13 protein-coding genes, 1 tRNA gene and 3 pseudogenes are annotated in these 15,205 nt (G+C 69.4%); 12 read left to right on the forward strand and 5 right to left on the reverse strand.

Going from position 1 to position 15,205, the window contains the following annotated elements; genetic code table 11:
• The first annotated feature begins 60 nt into the window (after window positions 1-60).
• Window positions 61-1,587, forward strand: coding sequence for a lysine--tRNA ligase (gene lysS, locus ACR5MH_RS18955; RefSeq protein ID WP_431348599.1), 1,527 nt, complete (start codon window positions 61-63; stop codon window positions 1,585-1,587).
• A 12-nt stretch (window positions 1,588-1,599) separates the two neighbouring features.
• Here the strand turns inward: lysS and ACR5MH_RS18960 are convergent, their stop codons facing one another.
• Window positions 1,600-2,508, reverse strand: coding sequence for a cytochrome c oxidase assembly protein (locus tag ACR5MH_RS18960; protein WP_433862059.1), 909 nt, complete (start codon window positions 2,506-2,508; stop codon window positions 1,600-1,602).
• 27 nt (window positions 2,509-2,535) lie between these two features.
• Here ACR5MH_RS18960 and ACR5MH_RS18965 point away from each other — a divergent pair, with 27 nt between their 5' ends.
• Window positions 2,536-2,709, forward strand: a complete 174-nt coding sequence (locus tag ACR5MH_RS18965) for a hypothetical protein (protein WP_431348601.1) — start codon at window positions 2,536-2,538, stop codon at window positions 2,707-2,709.
• 67 nt (window positions 2,710-2,776) lie between these two features.
• Window positions 2,777-4,255: a cardiolipin synthase gene (gene cls, locus ACR5MH_RS18970; RefSeq protein ID WP_431348602.1), complete on the forward strand. Its 1,479-nt coding sequence runs from the start codon at window positions 2,777-2,779 to the stop codon at window positions 4,253-4,255.
• A gap of 135 nt (window positions 4,256-4,390) precedes the next feature.
• On the opposite strand, the pseudogene ACR5MH_RS18975 reads toward cls, so the two are convergent.
• Window positions 4,391-5,373, reverse strand: a pseudogene (locus ACR5MH_RS18975) (pirin family protein).
• Between the two features lie 97 nt (window positions 5,374-5,470).
• Here ACR5MH_RS18975 and ACR5MH_RS18980 point away from each other — a divergent pair.
• The 7 genes and pseudogenes from ACR5MH_RS18980 (at window position 5,471) to ACR5MH_RS19010 (ending at window position 12,503) form a co-directional block, all read left to right on the forward strand.
• Window positions 5,471-5,902, forward strand: a complete 432-nt coding sequence (locus ACR5MH_RS18980; RefSeq protein WP_433862060.1) for a hypothetical protein — start codon at window positions 5,471-5,473, stop codon at window positions 5,900-5,902.
• Window positions 5,903-6,005: 103 nt separating this feature from the next.
• A complete protein-coding gene (locus ACR5MH_RS18985; protein ID WP_433862061.1) occupies window positions 6,006-8,528 on the forward strand; it encodes an ATP-dependent Clp protease ATP-binding subunit in 2,523 nt (840 codons plus the stop codon).
• 162 nt (window positions 8,529-8,690) lie between these two features.
• Window positions 8,691-9,206, forward strand: coding sequence for an amino-acid N-acetyltransferase (locus ACR5MH_RS18990; RefSeq protein WP_431348605.1), 516 nt, complete (start codon window positions 8,691-8,693; stop codon window positions 9,204-9,206).
• Window positions 9,207-9,251: 45 nt separating this feature from the next.
• On the forward strand, window positions 9,252-9,887 hold the full coding sequence (locus ACR5MH_RS18995) for a hypothetical protein (RefSeq protein ID WP_431348606.1): 636 nt from the start codon (window positions 9,252-9,254) through the stop codon (window positions 9,885-9,887).
• Between the two features lie 116 nt (window positions 9,888-10,003).
• A pseudogene (gene radA / locus ACR5MH_RS19000) lies at window positions 10,004-11,364 on the forward strand (DNA repair protein RadA).
• Window positions 11,365-11,562: 198 nt separating this feature from the next.
• Window positions 11,563-11,832, forward strand: coding sequence for a hypothetical protein (locus tag ACR5MH_RS19005; protein WP_433862063.1), 270 nt, complete (start codon window positions 11,563-11,565; stop codon window positions 11,830-11,832).
• Complete coding sequence (locus ACR5MH_RS19010) at window positions 11,790-12,503, forward strand: alpha/beta fold hydrolase (RefSeq protein WP_433862064.1); 714 nt, start codon at window positions 11,790-11,792, stop codon at window positions 12,501-12,503. The genes ACR5MH_RS19005 and ACR5MH_RS19010 overlap by 43 nt, the downstream gene beginning before the upstream one ends.
• Here ACR5MH_RS19010 and ACR5MH_RS19015 read toward each other — a convergent pair.
• A complete protein-coding gene (locus ACR5MH_RS19015) occupies window positions 12,500-12,772 on the reverse strand; it encodes an SGNH/GDSL hydrolase family protein (protein ID WP_433862693.1) in 273 nt (90 codons plus the stop codon). The two genes, ACR5MH_RS19010 and ACR5MH_RS19015, sit on opposite strands and share 4 nt — an antisense overlap.
• Before the next feature lie 26 nt (window positions 12,773-12,798).
• Window positions 12,799-13,263, reverse strand: a pseudogene (locus tag ACR5MH_RS19020) (SGNH/GDSL hydrolase family protein); the annotation flags it as partial.
• A gap of 105 nt (window positions 13,264-13,368) precedes the next feature.
• Between ACR5MH_RS19020 and ACR5MH_RS19025 the strand changes: the two are divergent.
• A tRNA-Ser gene (locus tag ACR5MH_RS19025) sits at window positions 13,369-13,458 on the forward strand.
• A gap of 112 nt (window positions 13,459-13,570) precedes the next feature.
• Complete coding sequence (locus ACR5MH_RS19030; RefSeq protein ID WP_431348610.1) at window positions 13,571-13,843, forward strand: helix-turn-helix domain-containing protein; 273 nt, start codon at window positions 13,571-13,573, stop codon at window positions 13,841-13,843.
• A 321-nt stretch (window positions 13,844-14,164) separates the two neighbouring features.
• Here ACR5MH_RS19030 and ACR5MH_RS19035 read toward each other — a convergent pair whose 3' ends face one another.
• Entirely contained in the window at window positions 14,165-15,205 is a 1,041-nt protein-coding gene (locus ACR5MH_RS19035) for a hypothetical protein (protein WP_431348611.1), read from the reverse strand.

Raw genomic sequence — 15,205 nt, forward strand, 5'->3', positions numbered from 1 at the left:
ACCTCCACGCACAGAACCGCCGCCCTCCACCGCACTGAACCGCCGGAACGGAAAGACACGATGACCGAAGCGCCCGCCACCGACCTCAACGCCGACGGCGACCTGACCGCCGACGAGATCAGCGAGCAGAAGGCCGTCCGCCTGGCCAAGCGCGAGCGCCTCATCGCCGAGGCCGGCGACGCGGGCGGCGGCGCCTACCCGGTGCAGGTGCCGGTGACGACGACCATCCCGGAGGTGCGCGCGGCCTGGGGCCACCTGGAGGCCGACCAGACCTCCGGGGAGACGGTCGGCCTCGCCGGCCGCGTCGTCCACCAGCGCAACACCGGCAAGCTCTGCTTCGCGGTGCTGCAGGCCGGCGACGGCTCGCGCCTCCAGGCGATGGTCTCCCTCGCCGAGGTGGGCGAGGAGTCGCTGGCCCGCTGGAAGGAGCTGGTCGACCTCGGCGACCACGTCTTCGTCTCGGGCGAGGTCATCTCCAGCCGCCGCGGCGAGCTGTCCATCATGGTCCGCGGCTGGGAGATCGCGTCCAAGGCGATCCTGCCGCTGCCGAACCTCCACAACGAGCTCAACGAGGAGACGCGCGTCCGCTCGCGCTACCTCGACCTGATCGCGCGCGAGCAGGCCCGCCGCAACGTCCTCGACCGCGCCGCGGCCGTCGCGAGCCTCCGCAGCACCTTCGCAGGCCAGGGCTTCGTGGAGGTCGAGACCCCGATGCTGCAGGTGATGCACGGCGGCGCCTCCGCCCGCCCGTTCGTCACGCACTCCAACGCGTTCGACACCGAGCTGTTCCTGCGCATCGCACCGGAGCTGTACCTCAAGCGCGCCGTCGTCGGCGGCATCGACCGGGTGTTCGAGATCAACCGCAACTTCCGCAACGAGGGCGCGGACTCCACGCACTCGCCCGAGTTCGCGATGCTGGAGGCCTACCAGGCCTACGGCGACTACAACTCGATCGCCGACCTGACCCAGCAGCTCATCCAGGACGCGGCGGTCGCCGTCTCCGGTTCGCACGTGGTCACCTGGGCCGACGGCACCGAGTACGACCTGGGCGGCCAGTGGGACCGCATCCGCATGTACGACAGCCTCTCGGAGGCGGTCGGCGAGGAGATCACGCCGGAGACCCCGATGTCGCGGTTGCGGGAGCTCGCCGCCGAGGCCGAGATCGAGGTACCGCACCCGCTGCCCGGCAAGTACGTCGAGGAGCTGTGGGAGCACCACGTGAAGTCGGGGCTCGTGCGCCCGACCTTCGTCATGGACTTCCCGGTCGACACCAGCCCGCTCGTGCGCGCCCACCGCTCGCGCGAGGGCGTCGTGGAGAAGTGGGACCTGTACACGCGCGGCTTCGAGCTGGCGACGGGCTACTCCGAGCTGATCGACCCGGTCGTGCAGCGCGAGCGCTTCGTGGAGCAGGCGCGCCTCGCGGCCGCGGGCGACGACGAGGCGATGCGGCTGGACGAGGAGTTCCTGCGCGCGCTCGAGTTCGGGATGCCCCCGACGGGCGGCATGGGCATGGGCATCGACCGGCTGCTCATGGCACTGACCGGCCTCGGCATCCGCGAGACGATCCTCTTCCCGCTGGTCAAGTAACCGCCGAGGGGCTCAGCCGCGCTGGCGGAGGTGCGCCTGCGTGAGCGCCTCCATCTCCTCGTCGCTGAGCTCGTCCAGCTTCCTGCTCTCCCGACGGTCGAGGCGCATCCACCGGATGAACAGGATGACCAGGATCGGGACGTCCGCGACCTCGGCGATGAACCAGAGGAAGTCGCCGGACAGGTGCTGGTCGTGCAAGGCGTTGGGGAACCAGAACGGCAACGGTCCCACGATCGCGGGCGCGTGGTCGAGCACCGCGTCGTTGAGCCGCAGCAGCAGGCCCGGGATGGCGTCGAGCAGCAGCGCGACGAAGGCCAGCAGGAACTCCACCGTGATGAAGAAGCTGGTGTGCATCACCGAGTGGGCCGCGATCGGCAGCACCATCAGCAGACCCGCGAGCGGCACCAGCACCGAGATGGTCCACTCCGACCAGGGCGAGTCGCGGAGGACCGCCGCGACCGGCGTCAGGAAGATCATGAACGCCGCGCAGGCGAAGACCGTCGCGAAGATCGCGTTGCCGAACAGCCGCACCGGGCGCGACTGCAGGAACCGGTCGGTGCGGGACCGACCGACGGGCCCGAGCGCCACCCGGGCGAGCGCGATCGGCCTCCCGAGGCTCACCAGGGCCGGGACGACGAACAGCAGCAGCGCGATCCGGGTCGTGAACGCCCAGCGCAGCTCCCTGCTCTCGGCGCCCAGGAAGCCGAACGAGATGACGGCGTACGAGCCGAGCCCGAGCAGCAGGTACATCCAGGTCAGCCGCGCCGGCCAGTGGTGACCGCGTCGCCGGAGCGACAGGACGCCACCGAGGTACAGGGCCGCCGCCGCGACGAGCACGACCGCGGCCGCCGGGTCGAAGGACCAGGTGCTGAGGAAGACGAGGAAGGGAGGCGTGGTGCTGCTCCGGGGAGTCGGTTTCACATGTGCGGGAGGTACCATTATCCCGCTATGGGAGACATCATCGGTGGAATCGTCTGGTCGCTGGCCCCGACCGTGCTCGTCGGCCTGCTGTTCTGGGTGATCATGCGCGCCATCGTGCGGGCCGACCGCACCGAACGCACGGTGTACTCCCGCATGGAGAACGAGGAGCGCGCCCGCCGCGGACTCGCCCCCAAGTCATAGCGCCCACTACGGTTAGCGGAGAGGGCGTACATTCCGGTCCTCGACGCCTGACGCCGGAGGGGGATGGATGGACGCGGGTTTGCTGACCACGACGATCGTCGTCCTCGCACTGCTCCTCGACTTCGTCATCCGCGTCATCGCCATCATCGTCGTCCCGCGCAACCGCAAGCCGACCTCCGCGACGGCCTGGCTGCTGGCCATCTTCCTCATCCCGTACATCGGCGTGCTGTTCTTCCTGCTGATCGGCAGCTACAAGCTCCCGAAGAAGCGCCGGGAGAAGCAGGACGAGATCAACCGCTTCATCATCGACAGCACCGAGGGCATCGAGCGCGTGCGCCGCGACCACCCGTGGCCGCCGTGGTTGGAGTCGGTGGTGGAGCTCAACCGCAACCTCGGCGCGATGCCGCTGGTCGGCGGCAACCGGGCCTCCCTCGACGGGCACTACGACGAGTCGCTGGCGTCGATGACGGCCGCGATCGCGAAGGCCAAGCGGTACGTGCACGTCGAGTTCTACATCCTCACCCTCGACAAGACGACCGCCCCGTTCTTCGAGGCGATGGAGGCCGCGGTCGCCCGCGGGGTCGTCGTGCGCGTGCTGCTCGACCACATCGCGTCGGTGCGCACGCCGGACTACAAGGCCACCATCAAGCGCCTGACCGCGATGGGCGCGAAGTGGCACCTGATGCTGCCGGTGCAGCCGTTCAAGGGCAAGTACCAGCGCCCGGACCTCCGCAACCACCGCAAGCTGCTCATCGTGGACGGCCGGGTGGCGTTCATGGGGTCGCAGAACGTCATCGACCGCAGCTACAACAAGAAGTCCAACATCCGGCGCGGGCTCAAATGGAAGGAGCTCATCGTCCGGCTCGAGGGCCCCATCGTCGCCGGTCTGAACGCGATCTTCATCACCGACTGGTACAGCGAGACCGACGAGCTGCTCCGCCGCGAGACCGAGCCGATCACCGACGAGGACGTCCAGAACGCGAACGACCCGGAGGAGCTGGACGCCCAGGTGGTGCCGTCCGGCCCCGGGTTCGCGGGCGAGAACAACCTCCGGCTGTTCCTCGCGCTGCTGTACTACGCGCAGGAGCGCATCGTCATCACGTCCCCCTACTTCGTGCCAGACGAGGCCATGCTCACGGCCATCACGACCGCCACCCAGCGCGGCATCGCCGTCGACCTGTTCGTCTCCGAGATCGGCGACCAGGCGCTGGTCTACCACGCCCAGCGCTCGTACTACGAAGCGTTGCTGCGAGCGGGCGTGCGGATCTGGATGTACAAGGCGCCGTACATCCTCCACGCCAAGCACTTCACGATCGATGACGACGTCGCCGTCATCGGGTCGAGCAACATGGACATGCGCTCCTTCCTGCTCAACATGGAGGTCTCGCTGATGGTGCGCGGCCGTTCGTTCGTGGAGCAGATGCGCGAGGTCGAGGACGGCTACCGCCGCGAAAGCCGCGAGCTGACCCTGGACGAGTGGATGAAGCAGCCCCTCCGCTCCACCGTGCTCGACAACGTCGCCCGGCTCACCTCCGCCCTGCAATAGCGTCGGCCACGGAGGAGACCCGCCCCCTCTCCCCGCCACTAACCGCCGTCGCAACCGGAGGAGATCTGGGCACACCGGAGCCGGATGTCCTCCGTTGGCTGCTGCTGCCCGGCGTGTCGGGCCGGATCTCCTCCGTTACCCCCGGGGCTTCAACCGCACCGTCGGCAGCGCCGGGGCCGGCAGTGCGCCCCCGTCGTAGCCGCGCACGGTCCCGAACCGGCCGTCCGGGTCCTCCCCGTCGATCACGTCGCGCTGCCACTCGGCGCGCGCCGCGACCACGTCCTCGTGGCTGCGGCCGATGAAGTTCCACCACATCACGATCTCCTCGCCCAGCGGCTCGCCGCCGAGCAGCAGGAGGCGCGCCGGCCCCGCCGGGCCGGCCTCCACCTCCACCGCGTCGCGCCCCGGGCAGAGGTACGCGAGATGGGCGACCGGGACGGCCGCACCCGCAACCGTCACCTCACCGGTGTCCACCAGCACGCCGTGCTCGAACGCGGGATCGAGCGGGACGGTCACGCGCGTCCCGGCCGGCACGTCGAGTTCGGCGCCGACCAGCGGAGAGAACACGGTCGCCGGCGTCCCGCTCCCGGCCAGAGCGCCCACGAACGCCCGCACCGTCGCGTCCCCGAGCGCGGCGGGCGACGGGACGTGGTGCTCGAAGAAGGGGGGACATCCTTCGACGCGCGAGGCAGCGCCACCCAGAGCTGGACGCCGTGCAGTCGCTGCGTCCCCGGCGTGGACACCTCCGAGTGGCTGATCCCGCGCCCCGCGGTCATCAGGTTGAGCTCGCCCGGCCGCACCAGCGCATGGCTCCCCACGCTGTCGCGGTGGTCGATCTCGCCCTCGAACAGCCAGCTCACCGTCTGCAGCCCCGTGTGCGGATGCGGCGGGACCTGCATCCCACCGGTCAGCGAGACGTCGTCGGGGCCGTAGTGGTCGACGAAGCACCAGCCGCCGATCAGCGAGCGCCGGCGCTGCGGGAGGGTGCGCCGCACGGTCATCGCGCGGGGGCCGCCGAGCGGAACCTCGCGCGGCTCCAGGATTTCCACCCCCGCGTCGGCGACGATCAGGTCGTCGCCCGCGAGGACCTCCACCGGGTCGCGCTCGAGGTTGCTCATGGCGGCATCCTAGGCGCACGCGCCGGCCCGACGGCATACCGCTTCCACTCTCCCCGGAATCGGCGCGCCCGCAGGAGGACGCCCCTAGAATGAGCGCGTGAACCGTGCAGCGCGCCCCCGGACCGCCGTCGCCGCCTCCGCCGCCCTCGTGGCCGCGGCCCTGCTGCTCGCGGGATGCACGAGCACGCAGGTGAAACCCGCGAAGGACTACGCGGGCGAGCCGCAGGGCGTCCAGCCTCCGGCCAGCAGCGCGGGCGGGGCCGCGTGGGCGACCTGGCTGCAGGACGGCAAGCAGTTCGGGATCGTGCTCAACGGCAGCTCCACGTGCCCGCCGACGGTGCAGTCGGTCAAGGTCGTCGCCTCCAACCAGTTGGAGGCCACCCTCGCCCCCGCGTCCGGAGGCGTCTGCACCCACGACATCGTCCCGCACACCACCGTGTTCGACACGCCCAGCGGTCTGAAGACGAGCTCGGACGTCACCATCAAGCTCCCCGACACCACCCTCACGATCGCCGCCCTCCGCAGCTGACACGGCGTCACGCCTCCAGCGAACATGCCTCCGCAGCACGGGATGCCGCGGCTACCCTCGATGTATCGGCGCCGACCCTGCAACGGCGTCGCGAGGAGTAGAAATGTTCGAGAGATTCACCGATCGCGCTCGCCGCGTCGTCGTCCTGGCCCAGGAAGAGGCCAAGATGCTCAACCACAACTACATCGGGACGGAGCACATCCTGCTCGGCCTGATCCACGAGGGTGAGGGTGTCGCCGCCAAGGCTCTGGAATCGCTCGGTATCTCGCTGGACGCCGTCCGCGAGCAGGTCCAGGACATCATCGGCCAGGGTCAGCAGCAGCCGACCGGCCACATCCCGTTCACCCCGCGGGCCAAGAAGGTCCTCGAACTCAGCCTGCGCGAGGCCCTCCAGCTCGGCCACAACTACATCGGCACCGAGCACATCCTGCTCGGGCTCATCCGCGAGGGCGAGGGCGTCGCCGCCCAGGTGCTCGTCAAGCTGGGCGCCGACCTCAACCGCGTGCGCCAGCAGGTCATCCAGCTCCTCTCCGGCTACCAGGGCAAGGAGCAGGTCCAGGTGGGCGGCAACGATCAGGCGACCGCGCAGGCCGGCAGCCAGATCCTCGACCAGTTCGGCCGCAACCTCACGCAGGCCGCGCGCGACAACAAGCTCGACCCGGTGATCGGGCGCGAGAAAGAGATCGAGCGCGTCATGCAGATCCTGTCGCGCCGCTCGAAGAACAACCCCGTGCTGATCGGCGAGCCCGGCGTCGGCAAGACCGCCGTCGTGGAAGGCCTCGCCCAGGCGATCGTGCGCGGCGACGTGCCGGAGACGCTGAAGGACAAGCAGCTCTACACGCTCGACCTCGGTTCGCTCATCGCCGGATCCCGCTACCGCGGCGACTTCGAGGAGCGCCTGAAGAAGGTCACCAAGGAGATCCGCACACGCGGCGACATCATCACCTTCATCGACGAGATCCACACCCTCGTCGGCGCGGGCGCCGCGGAGGGCGCGATCGACGCCGCCAGCATCCTCAAGCCGCTGCTGGCCCGCGGCGAGCTGCAGACTATCGGCGCGACCACGCTCGACGAGTACCGCAAGCACTTCGAGAAGGACGCCGCGCTCGAGCGCCGGTTCCAGCCCATCCAGGTGGCTGAGCCGTCGCTGCCGCACGCGATCAACATCCTCAAGGGGCTGCGCGACCGCTACGAGGCGCACCACAAGGTGTCCATCACCGACGGCGCGATCGTCGCCGCGGCGAACCTCGCCGACCGCTACATCCAGGACCGCTTCCTCCCGGACAAGGCCATCGACCTGATCGACGAGGCCGGCGCCCGCCTGCGCCTGTCGATCCTGTCGGCCCCGCCGGAGCTGCGCGAGTTCGACGACAAGATCGCCGCCGTGCGCTCCCAGAAGGAGGCCGCGATCGAAGACCAGGACTTCGAGAAGGCCGCGTCCCTGCGCGACGAGGAGAAGAACCTCCTCGGCGAGCGGCTGCGCCTCGAGAAGCAGTGGCGCTCGGGCGACGTCAAGACGACGGCCGAGGTCGACGAGGGCCTGATCGCGGAGGTGCTGGCACAGGCCACCGGCATCCCGGTGTTCAAGCTCACCGAAGAGGAGTCGGCCCGCCTGGTCTACATGGAGAAGGCGCTGCACCAGCGCGTCATCGGCCAGGAGGAGGCCATCTCGGCCCTGTCCAAGACGATCCGCCGCACGCGTGCCGGTCTGAAGGACCCGAAGCGTCCCTCCGGCTCGTTCATCTTCGCCGGCCCCACCGGTGTGGGAAAGACGGAGCTGGCCAAGGCGCTCGCGGAGTTCCTGTTCGACGACGAGTCGGCGATGATCTCCCTCGACATGTCGGAGTACGGCGAGAAGCACACGGTCTCCCGGCTGTTCGGCGCCCCTCCCGGGTTCGTCGGCTTCGAGGAGGGCGGCCAGCTCACCGAGAAGGTCCGCCGCAAGCCGTTCAGCGTCGTGCTGTTCGACGAGATCGAGAAGGCGCACCCGGACATCTTCAACTCGCTGCTCCAGATTCTGGAGGAGGGACGTCTGACGGATGGTCAGGGCCGCGTGGTCGACTTCAAGAACACCGTGATCATCATGACCACGAACCTCGGCACGAAGGACATCTCCGGCGGCCCCGTCGGCTTCCAGATCGAGGGCGACCCGACCACCGGCTACGACCGGATGCGCGGCAAGGTCTACGAGGAGCTCAAGAAGAACTTCAAGCCGGAGTTCCTCAACCGCGTGGACGAGATCATCGTGTTCCCGCAGCTGAACAAGGCGGAGCTGCTGCAGATCGTGGATCTGTTCATCAAGCGACTCTCCGACCGGCTGCTCGACCGCGACATGACGATCGAGCTCGCGGTCCCGGCCAAGGAGCGCCTGATCGAGGTCGGCTTCGACCCGACGCTGGGAGCCCGGCCGCTGCGCCGCGCGGTCCAGCACGAGATCGAGGACCGGTTGAGCGAGAAGATCCTCCACGGCGAGCTGAACGCGGGCGACCACGTGCACGTCGACTTCACGGACGGCGACTTCGTGTTCACCACGACCACCCGCAAGGAGTCCGTCAACGCCGGCGTGAACGCCGCCGCCGCGATCGGTACCGGCCCGGCCACCCCGGACCTCGCCGCGAAGGACTGACGCACAGCGTCCCCAGGGCCGGCCTCCGCATTCTGCGGTGGCCGGCCCTTCGCCGTCCCCGCCCGCGCAACTATCGCTTCCTCACTTTCTCCCGCCTTCAGCCGGCGTGTTGCGGGAGGAAGTGAGGAAGAGATGGCTGCCGGGGGTCGGTAGGGTTGTGGGGTGAGTTCTGAGGGTGGCGGGTATGTGATTCGGCGAGCACGGACGGGGGACGTGCCGGGGATCCGGGAGCTCGTGGAGCCGTTGGTGCAGCGACGCATCCTGCTCGGCAAGGAGGCCGTGACCTTCTACGAGTCGGTGCAGGAGTTCCGCGTCGCCGAGACCGCAGACGGCGAGCTGATCGGCTGCGGCGCGCTGCACGTCATGTGGAGCGACCTCGCGGAGGTGCGGACGCTCGCCGTCGCGGATCAGTGGCTCGGCCGCGGCGTCGGCCGCGCCCTGCTCGGCCGGCTGGAGGGCGACGCACGGGAGCTGGGCCTGAGCCGCCTGTTCTGCCTCACCTTCGAGGTCGGGTTCTTCGAGCGCAACGGTTTCGTGGACATGGGCTCGGAGACGGTCGACCCCACGCTCTACGCCGAGCTCGTCCGCTCGCACGACGAGGGTGTCGCCGAGTTCCTGGATCTCGCCCGCGTGAAGCCCAACACCCTGGGAAACACGCGCATGTTGAAGCGTCTCTGAGCGCGCCTGCCCCGGCGTGTCGCGGGTCGGCGCTACCCTTCGGGCATGTCGACGTTCAAGCACCCTGTCGGCCCGCAGCCGAGCGGCGTCTACTGGCGCCGCCGGCTCATCGTCCTCCTCGGCCTCGTCGCGGTCGTGGTGGTCATCGTCCTGATCGTGGTCCGGCCCGGCTCGTCCAGCGGCGAGCCCGCCAGGGCGCCCGTCACGACGAACACCCCGGCGCCCACTGCGGCCGCCGCGACCAGCATCCCGACCTCCAGCGCCAGCGCGAGCGGCCAGCCGTGCAAGCCGGCCGATGTCAAGGTGGAGGCCGTGACGGACGCCTCCGGCTACGGCGCGGGCCAGCTCCCGCAGCTCTCCGTCGCCCTGACCAACACCGGGGCGAACGCGTGCGTGATCGACGCGGGCACCGCCCAGCAGGTGTTCACGATCACCAGCGGCTCCGAGGTGTACTGGAAGTCGACGGATTGCCAGAGCTCGAAGGTCGACGCGCAGGTGCTGCTTCAGCCGGGCAAGACGATCTCGTCGCAGACGCCGATCACCTGGGACCGCACCCGTTCCGACCCGTCGACGTGCCAGGCGCAGCGCGCGCAGGTGCCCGCCGGTGGAGCGTCGTACCACCTGCAGGTGTCGGTCGCGGGCATCACGTCCGCGACGACGAAGCAGTTCTCGCTGAACTGAGTCTATGGTTTCGTCCTCCACAGGTCGGGTGCTGCGGCGACTCCTCCACGAGTTCCGCGATCCTCCGTCGGATGACGGTGGCCGACAGTAGTGTGGAGCGCGACTGAGGAGGTTCCGTGGCAAAAGCCGCTGTGACGTATCGCTGCACCGAGTGCGGCTGGACGACGGTGAAGTGGGCGGGTCGATGCGGCGAATGCCAGGAGTGGGGCACGGTCGCGGAGGCGTCGGCGCCCACGGGCGTGCTGCGTGCGCTGAAGCCGGTCGTCGTCGGCGCGGACCGGGCGGCGCGCGCGATCACCTCGATCGGCACGGAACTGACGGAGCGCCGGCCGAGCGGCATCGGCGAGTTCGACCGGGTGCTGGGCGGCGGCATCGTGCCGGGCGCGGCCATCCTGCTGAGCGGTGAGCCCGGCGTCGGCAAATCGACGCTGCTGCTGGAGGTGGCCTCCCGGGCCGCTCGTGCGGGCGACCCGGTTCTCTACGTGAGCGCCGAGGAGTCGGTGAGCCAGGTGCGGATGCGCGCCGAGCGCACGGGCGCCCTCCACGACCAGCTCTTCCTCGCCTCCGAGACCGACCTGGCCACCATCGTCGGCCAGATCGACGCGGTGAAGCCGTCGCTCGTGATCGTGGACTCCGTCCAGACCGTGTCGAGCGGCTCGATGGAGGGCATCGCCGGAGGTCCGAGCCAGGTGCGCGAGGTCGCCAGCACGCTCATCCGGGTGGCCAAGGAGCGCGATCTCCCCGTGCTGATCGTCGGGCATGTGACCAAGGACGGCTCCATCGCCGGCCCGCGGCTGCTCGAGCACCTGGTGGATGTCGTGTGCCAGTTCGAGGGCGACCGCCAGACCGCGCTGCGGTTCGTGCGCGCGCTGAAGAACCGGTTCGGGCCGACGGACGAGGTCGGCTGCTTCGAGATGGCCGGCGACGGCATCGCCGAGGTGCCGGACCCGAGCGGGCTGTTCCTCAGCCGCACGACGACTCCGGTGTCCGGCACCTGCGTCACCGTGGCGATGGAGGGGAGGCGCCCGCTGCCGGTGGAGGTGCAGGCGCTCGTCGTGGCGACCACCGCGCCCAACCCGCGGCGCGTGACGAACGGTGTGGACTCCTCACGCGTCGCGATGCTGCTCGCCGTGCTGGAGCGGCGGGCAGGCATCCGTCTCGGCGACAAGGACGTGTACGTGTCCACGGTCGGCGGTGTGCGGCTGGCCGAGCCGGGCGCCGACCTGGCCATCGCGCTGGCGGTCGCCTCGGCGGCGACGGACCGGGCCATCCCGCACACGCTTGCCGCGTTCGGGGAGATCAGCCTGGCGGGGAGATCCGTCCGGTGTCCAGCGGCAAGCAGCGGGCCGCCGAGGCCGCCCGACTCGGGTTCGCGACGCGCATCGACCAGCGCGCCGAGACCGTGCGGGAGGCGCTGCGCGTAGCCTTCACGGCTGCCGCCACCCCACGGGAGCGCGAGCTGGACGCGGCGTTCTAGGACGGCCTCCAGGGCCGCAGCCAGCGGAGGGGATCGGCGCCCGATTCGCTGCAGGACAGCAGCCAGCGGAGGAGATTCCCGCAGGACACGCCGCAGGACTGCTCCGCTGACTGTTCGGAGGCGGCGTGTCGCGCGGAATCTCCTCCCGTCGCGACGCGAGGGTTTTCGCCGCCGGTGCGCCGGGCCACAATGGGCCGCATGGCCAACTTGACGTTCACCCTCCGTTCGGGCCGGCGTGTCGGCGTCACCACGTTGGGCGACCCGGTCGCCGAGCGTGTCATCGTGTTCTGCCATCCCGCACCCGGCTCGTCGGTCTTCGATCCCGACCCGGACGCGTCGGCGAACCGGGGCGTCCACATCGTGTCGCTCGACCGGGCGGGCTACGGCTCCAGCGCCCCTGGCCGGCCGGCTCCTGGCCGAGCATCGTGGGCGCCGCCGACGACATCGCCGAGTACATCCGCGAGATGAAGCGCTTGGAGGCGCCGATCGGCGTGAACCGTCCGCCGACGATCGGCATCGCCGGCTGGTCGGCCGGCGGCCGGGTGGCCCTCGCGTTCGCCGCGCGGCATCCCGAACTGGTCGACCGCGTCGCGGTGGTGGCGACGCCCGCCCCGAACGAGCACGTGTCGTGGATCCCGCCCGAGCTGCAGAAGCAGTCCGACGAGCTGGGCCGCCTGTCGCCCGACGAAGCGAGGAGCCGGCTGTCGGCCATGCTCGAGGGCCAGGCCGACACGGTGCGGGCCGCCGACCTGGAGAGCGGCGTCCCGCTCGACGCGCTCGGTGTCAGCCCGGTGGACGCCGGGGTGCTCGCCCGCCGCGGCCTGGAGGACCGGCTCGGCCGGATGCTGAAGGACGCGTACCGTCAGGGTCCCGGCGGCGTCGCGGCCGACATCCTCAGCTACACCGCCCGCCCGTGGGGCTTCGACCCGTCAGCGGTGCAGGCGAAGACGCTCATCATCGCCGGCCAGGCCGACCCGATCGCAGGCCACGCCCACGCTGCCTGGTACCAGCGGGCCATCCCGGACTCCCGGATGGAGATGGTGCCCGGGGCCGGCCACCTCGTCATCGCGCCCGCGTGGGAGCGAGTGCTGTCGTTCCTGGCTCCGCACCCGGAGCCGCTGCACGACTCGGGCAACTAGTCGGCCGTCCTCCGCGGGAACTTCGCCGTCGCCTGCTCGATGACCGCGGGCAGGAAGGCGGATGCCCACACGCGGTAACCGCGGTCGTTCGGATGGAACCAGTCGTCCGCGAAGTGGTGAAGCACCCCGCGCCACCCCTCCCGCCGCATAGCCTCGTGCAGCGGGACGACCGTGAGCCCCCGCTCGGCGGCCGCCTCGCGGAGGATGCCGTTCGCGACCGCGACCTTGCGCTCGTTGCGCGGCAGATAGAAGTAGGGGAGGTCGGCCACGATCGCGTCGGGGGTAGCTCGTCGAACACCCGGCGGATGCCCTCCCGGAACCGCCCGGCGTCGAAGTCGGCGATGTCGTTGGCGCCGATGGACACCGTGACGAGGTCGGGTGCGTGGTCGGCGAGCCGGGGCAGCTGGTCGGCGACGGCCAGGGCGACGGTGGCTCCGGACACGGACAGGTTGACGACCTGGACGCTCCGCCCGGTCGCGGAGCGGATGTGATCGGCGATCACACCGACGTAGCTGTTGCGCGGCGCCGAGGCGCCGAGACCCTGCGCCGCGCTGTCCCCGATCGCGACATAGAGGATCTCACCCTCCGCTTTGGCATGATCGCGCCACCACGCGGAGTGCACAGGCAGCGTCTGGTTGATGCGCTCCTTGCCGGCGGCGATCGACGCGCGCTGCTGTGCGACCCATGCCCGTCCGGCCACCGCGCCCACGGCGACGACGACGGCGCCGCCGAGCCAGACCACCGGCTTCAGAATCCCCATCCCGGCAGCGTATCGCGCGCTCGGGGTGCTTTCCCTGAGCGGCGGACGAGTCCTGCCGACGTCCCCGATTCGCGGTGACCGCGACCATCCAGTAAACTCGTCCGCGGTACCGTGTCCGAGCGGCCGAAGGTGCAACTCTCGAAAAGTTGTGTGGGTGAAAGCCCACCGTGGGTTCAAATCCCACCGGTACCGCCACGAGAAACCCCCGCGATCCCAGTGTTTATAAGGGATCCGGGGGTTTTTGCTTTCTCTATAAGACTGACGGAGGTTGTTGAGAGTCGCGTCTTCCGCTTGGGAGGAAGACTGCATGACATCAACACTCTCCGCCGCGGCCCTACGGGCGATCGAGCGACGGGCGAATCACAAGCTCGCGGTGCTGCGGCACGTCGAGGAGGTCAGCGGTAACATCGCCGCGAGCTGCCGCTACTACGGGGTGAGCCGGCAGGCCTACTACGCGTGGCTGAAGCGCTATGAGGCTGAAGGGTTCGAGGGGCTCAAGGACCGCTCCAACGCGCCGCAGCACTCACCGACCGCGACCGACGCGGAGGTGATCGAGAAGATCCTCTGGCTGCGCCAGTAGACACAACCAAGCCCTCATCGCCCTCGCCCGACGCCGCATCGACGTCCTCGACGCGATGCTCCGCGACGTCACTCTCTACGACCCAGGCTTCGCCGCTTGACAACGACATAAGGACACACAATCGTACGTGGCTCTATGTGATCCAACGAGATTCTATGTACTCTAATCAATCCACTGATCAGCACTTTTCCAAAACAACCTTGACATTTAAGGGCAGTATACGGGTTCAAATCCCACGCGATCCAGAAGGATTGATCTTCACGCAGTCTCGAGTCCCGGAGGAGCCGCACAGACGCCGAGTCGAAACTTTCGCTGCCCCGGTCAGCTCGTGTGCGGCATAGGGCCGGTCGCTCTGGCGATGCCACGCAGTTCGGCGTATGCGTGCCCCTCGAGTGAAAGCGGCTCGTGGGGGCTCACTGCAGTGTAATAGTGCTCAAGGCGGCCGTCCCAGGAGATGACTGCCGGTTTGTGGGTATGGATGGAGTCGATCGACCCGACTGGGCCGATGTCGAGCAGGATCTCTCGCGACTTCTGCCAGGTCCGTAGGTCGCGCGAGGTCGCGTAGCCTTCGCGGGCGTGGCCGTCGGCAGCGAGGCCGAAGTAGAACATGATCCAGAAGTCGCCGTCGCGCAGCACGCACGGGTCGGAGGCGAAGCGCTCGTCGAACGAACCGGGCTCGCCCGTGGAGAGCACCGGGTTGCTGGAGAACCGTTGCCAGTTGGTCAGATCGCGCGACACCGCGAGCCCAGTCTGCTCGGTCCAGGACGGCGGGACGGAGACGGAGCCGAACTCGTCGTGGTCCTTGGCGTTGTAGAAGACGTAGAAGAGGCCGTCGTGCTCGAGCAGCCATGATTTGTAGAGGCCACCCTGCTCCCACGGTCCTCCATCGCGCGGTCGTAGGATGTCGCCCGTCTCCTCCCACGTCTGAAGATCGCGGCTGCGTAGGAATCCGATGGAGCCGGGTCCGGCCTCGTATCCGGCTGCAGGGTAGGCGTGGTAAGTCGAGAGATACCAGCCGTCGAAGGTTCGCAGCGCGCCGGCCGAGAAGAGGTCGTTGTCCCGCACGATGGAGGTCATGGCCGCGTTGAACTCCCGTAGGTCGCTCGCGGGGTCCCGCGGCAGCACAACCTGACCCTCGCCCCACCCGTTCTCGCCCTTCCAGGTCAGGGCGCTCTGGTAGCCGATGCCGTCCCAGCCCACGTAGGTCATGCCCTGCCGGCCGTCCACCGAGAACACGAATGGGCAGTCCACAGCGAGGGCATCGAATGTCCCCGGCCGGTGCGATGGCCGCACTGCGAGCTGGCTCTCTCGAACCGGGGTGGCGATGCGTTCGGCGGCGAATGCGGGGTGGGTCGTCGTCAT

The sequence above is a fragment of the Streptomyces sp. L7 genome, from assembly GCF_050990935.1.
In the GTDB taxonomy this organism is placed as follows: Bacteria; Actinomycetota; Actinomycetes; order Actinomycetales; family Microbacteriaceae; genus Leifsonia.

What these genes read in the sequence shown, in the direction of transcription:
- lysS (WP_431348599.1), top strand. Translation starts at nt 61, where the DNA reads ATGACCGAAGCGCCCGCCACCGACCTCAACGCCGACGGCGACCTGACC.
- ACR5MH_RS18965 (WP_431348601.1), top strand. Translation starts at nt 2,536, where the DNA reads ATGGGAGACATCATCGGTGGAATCGTCTGGTCGCTGGCCCCGACCGTG.
- cls (WP_431348602.1), top strand. Translation starts at nt 2,777, where the DNA reads ATGGACGCGGGTTTGCTGACCACGACGATCGTCGTCCTCGCACTGCTC.
- ACR5MH_RS18985 (WP_433862061.1), top strand. Translation starts at nt 6,006, where the DNA reads ATGTTCGAGAGATTCACCGATCGCGCTCGCCGCGTCGTCGTCCTGGCC.
- ACR5MH_RS18995 (WP_431348606.1), top strand. Translation starts at nt 9,252, where the DNA reads ATGTCGACGTTCAAGCACCCTGTCGGCCCGCAGCCGAGCGGCGTCTAC.
- ACR5MH_RS19005 (WP_433862063.1), top strand. Translation starts at nt 11,563, where the DNA reads ATGGCCAACTTGACGTTCACCCTCCGTTCGGGCCGGCGTGTCGGCGTC.
- ACR5MH_RS19030 (WP_431348610.1), top strand. Translation starts at nt 13,571, where the DNA reads ATGACATCAACACTCTCCGCCGCGGCCCTACGGGCGATCGAGCGACGG.
- ACR5MH_RS19035 (WP_431348611.1), bottom strand. Translation starts at nt 15,205, where the DNA reads ATGACGACGACCCACCCCGCATTCGCCGCCGAACGCATCGCCACCCCG.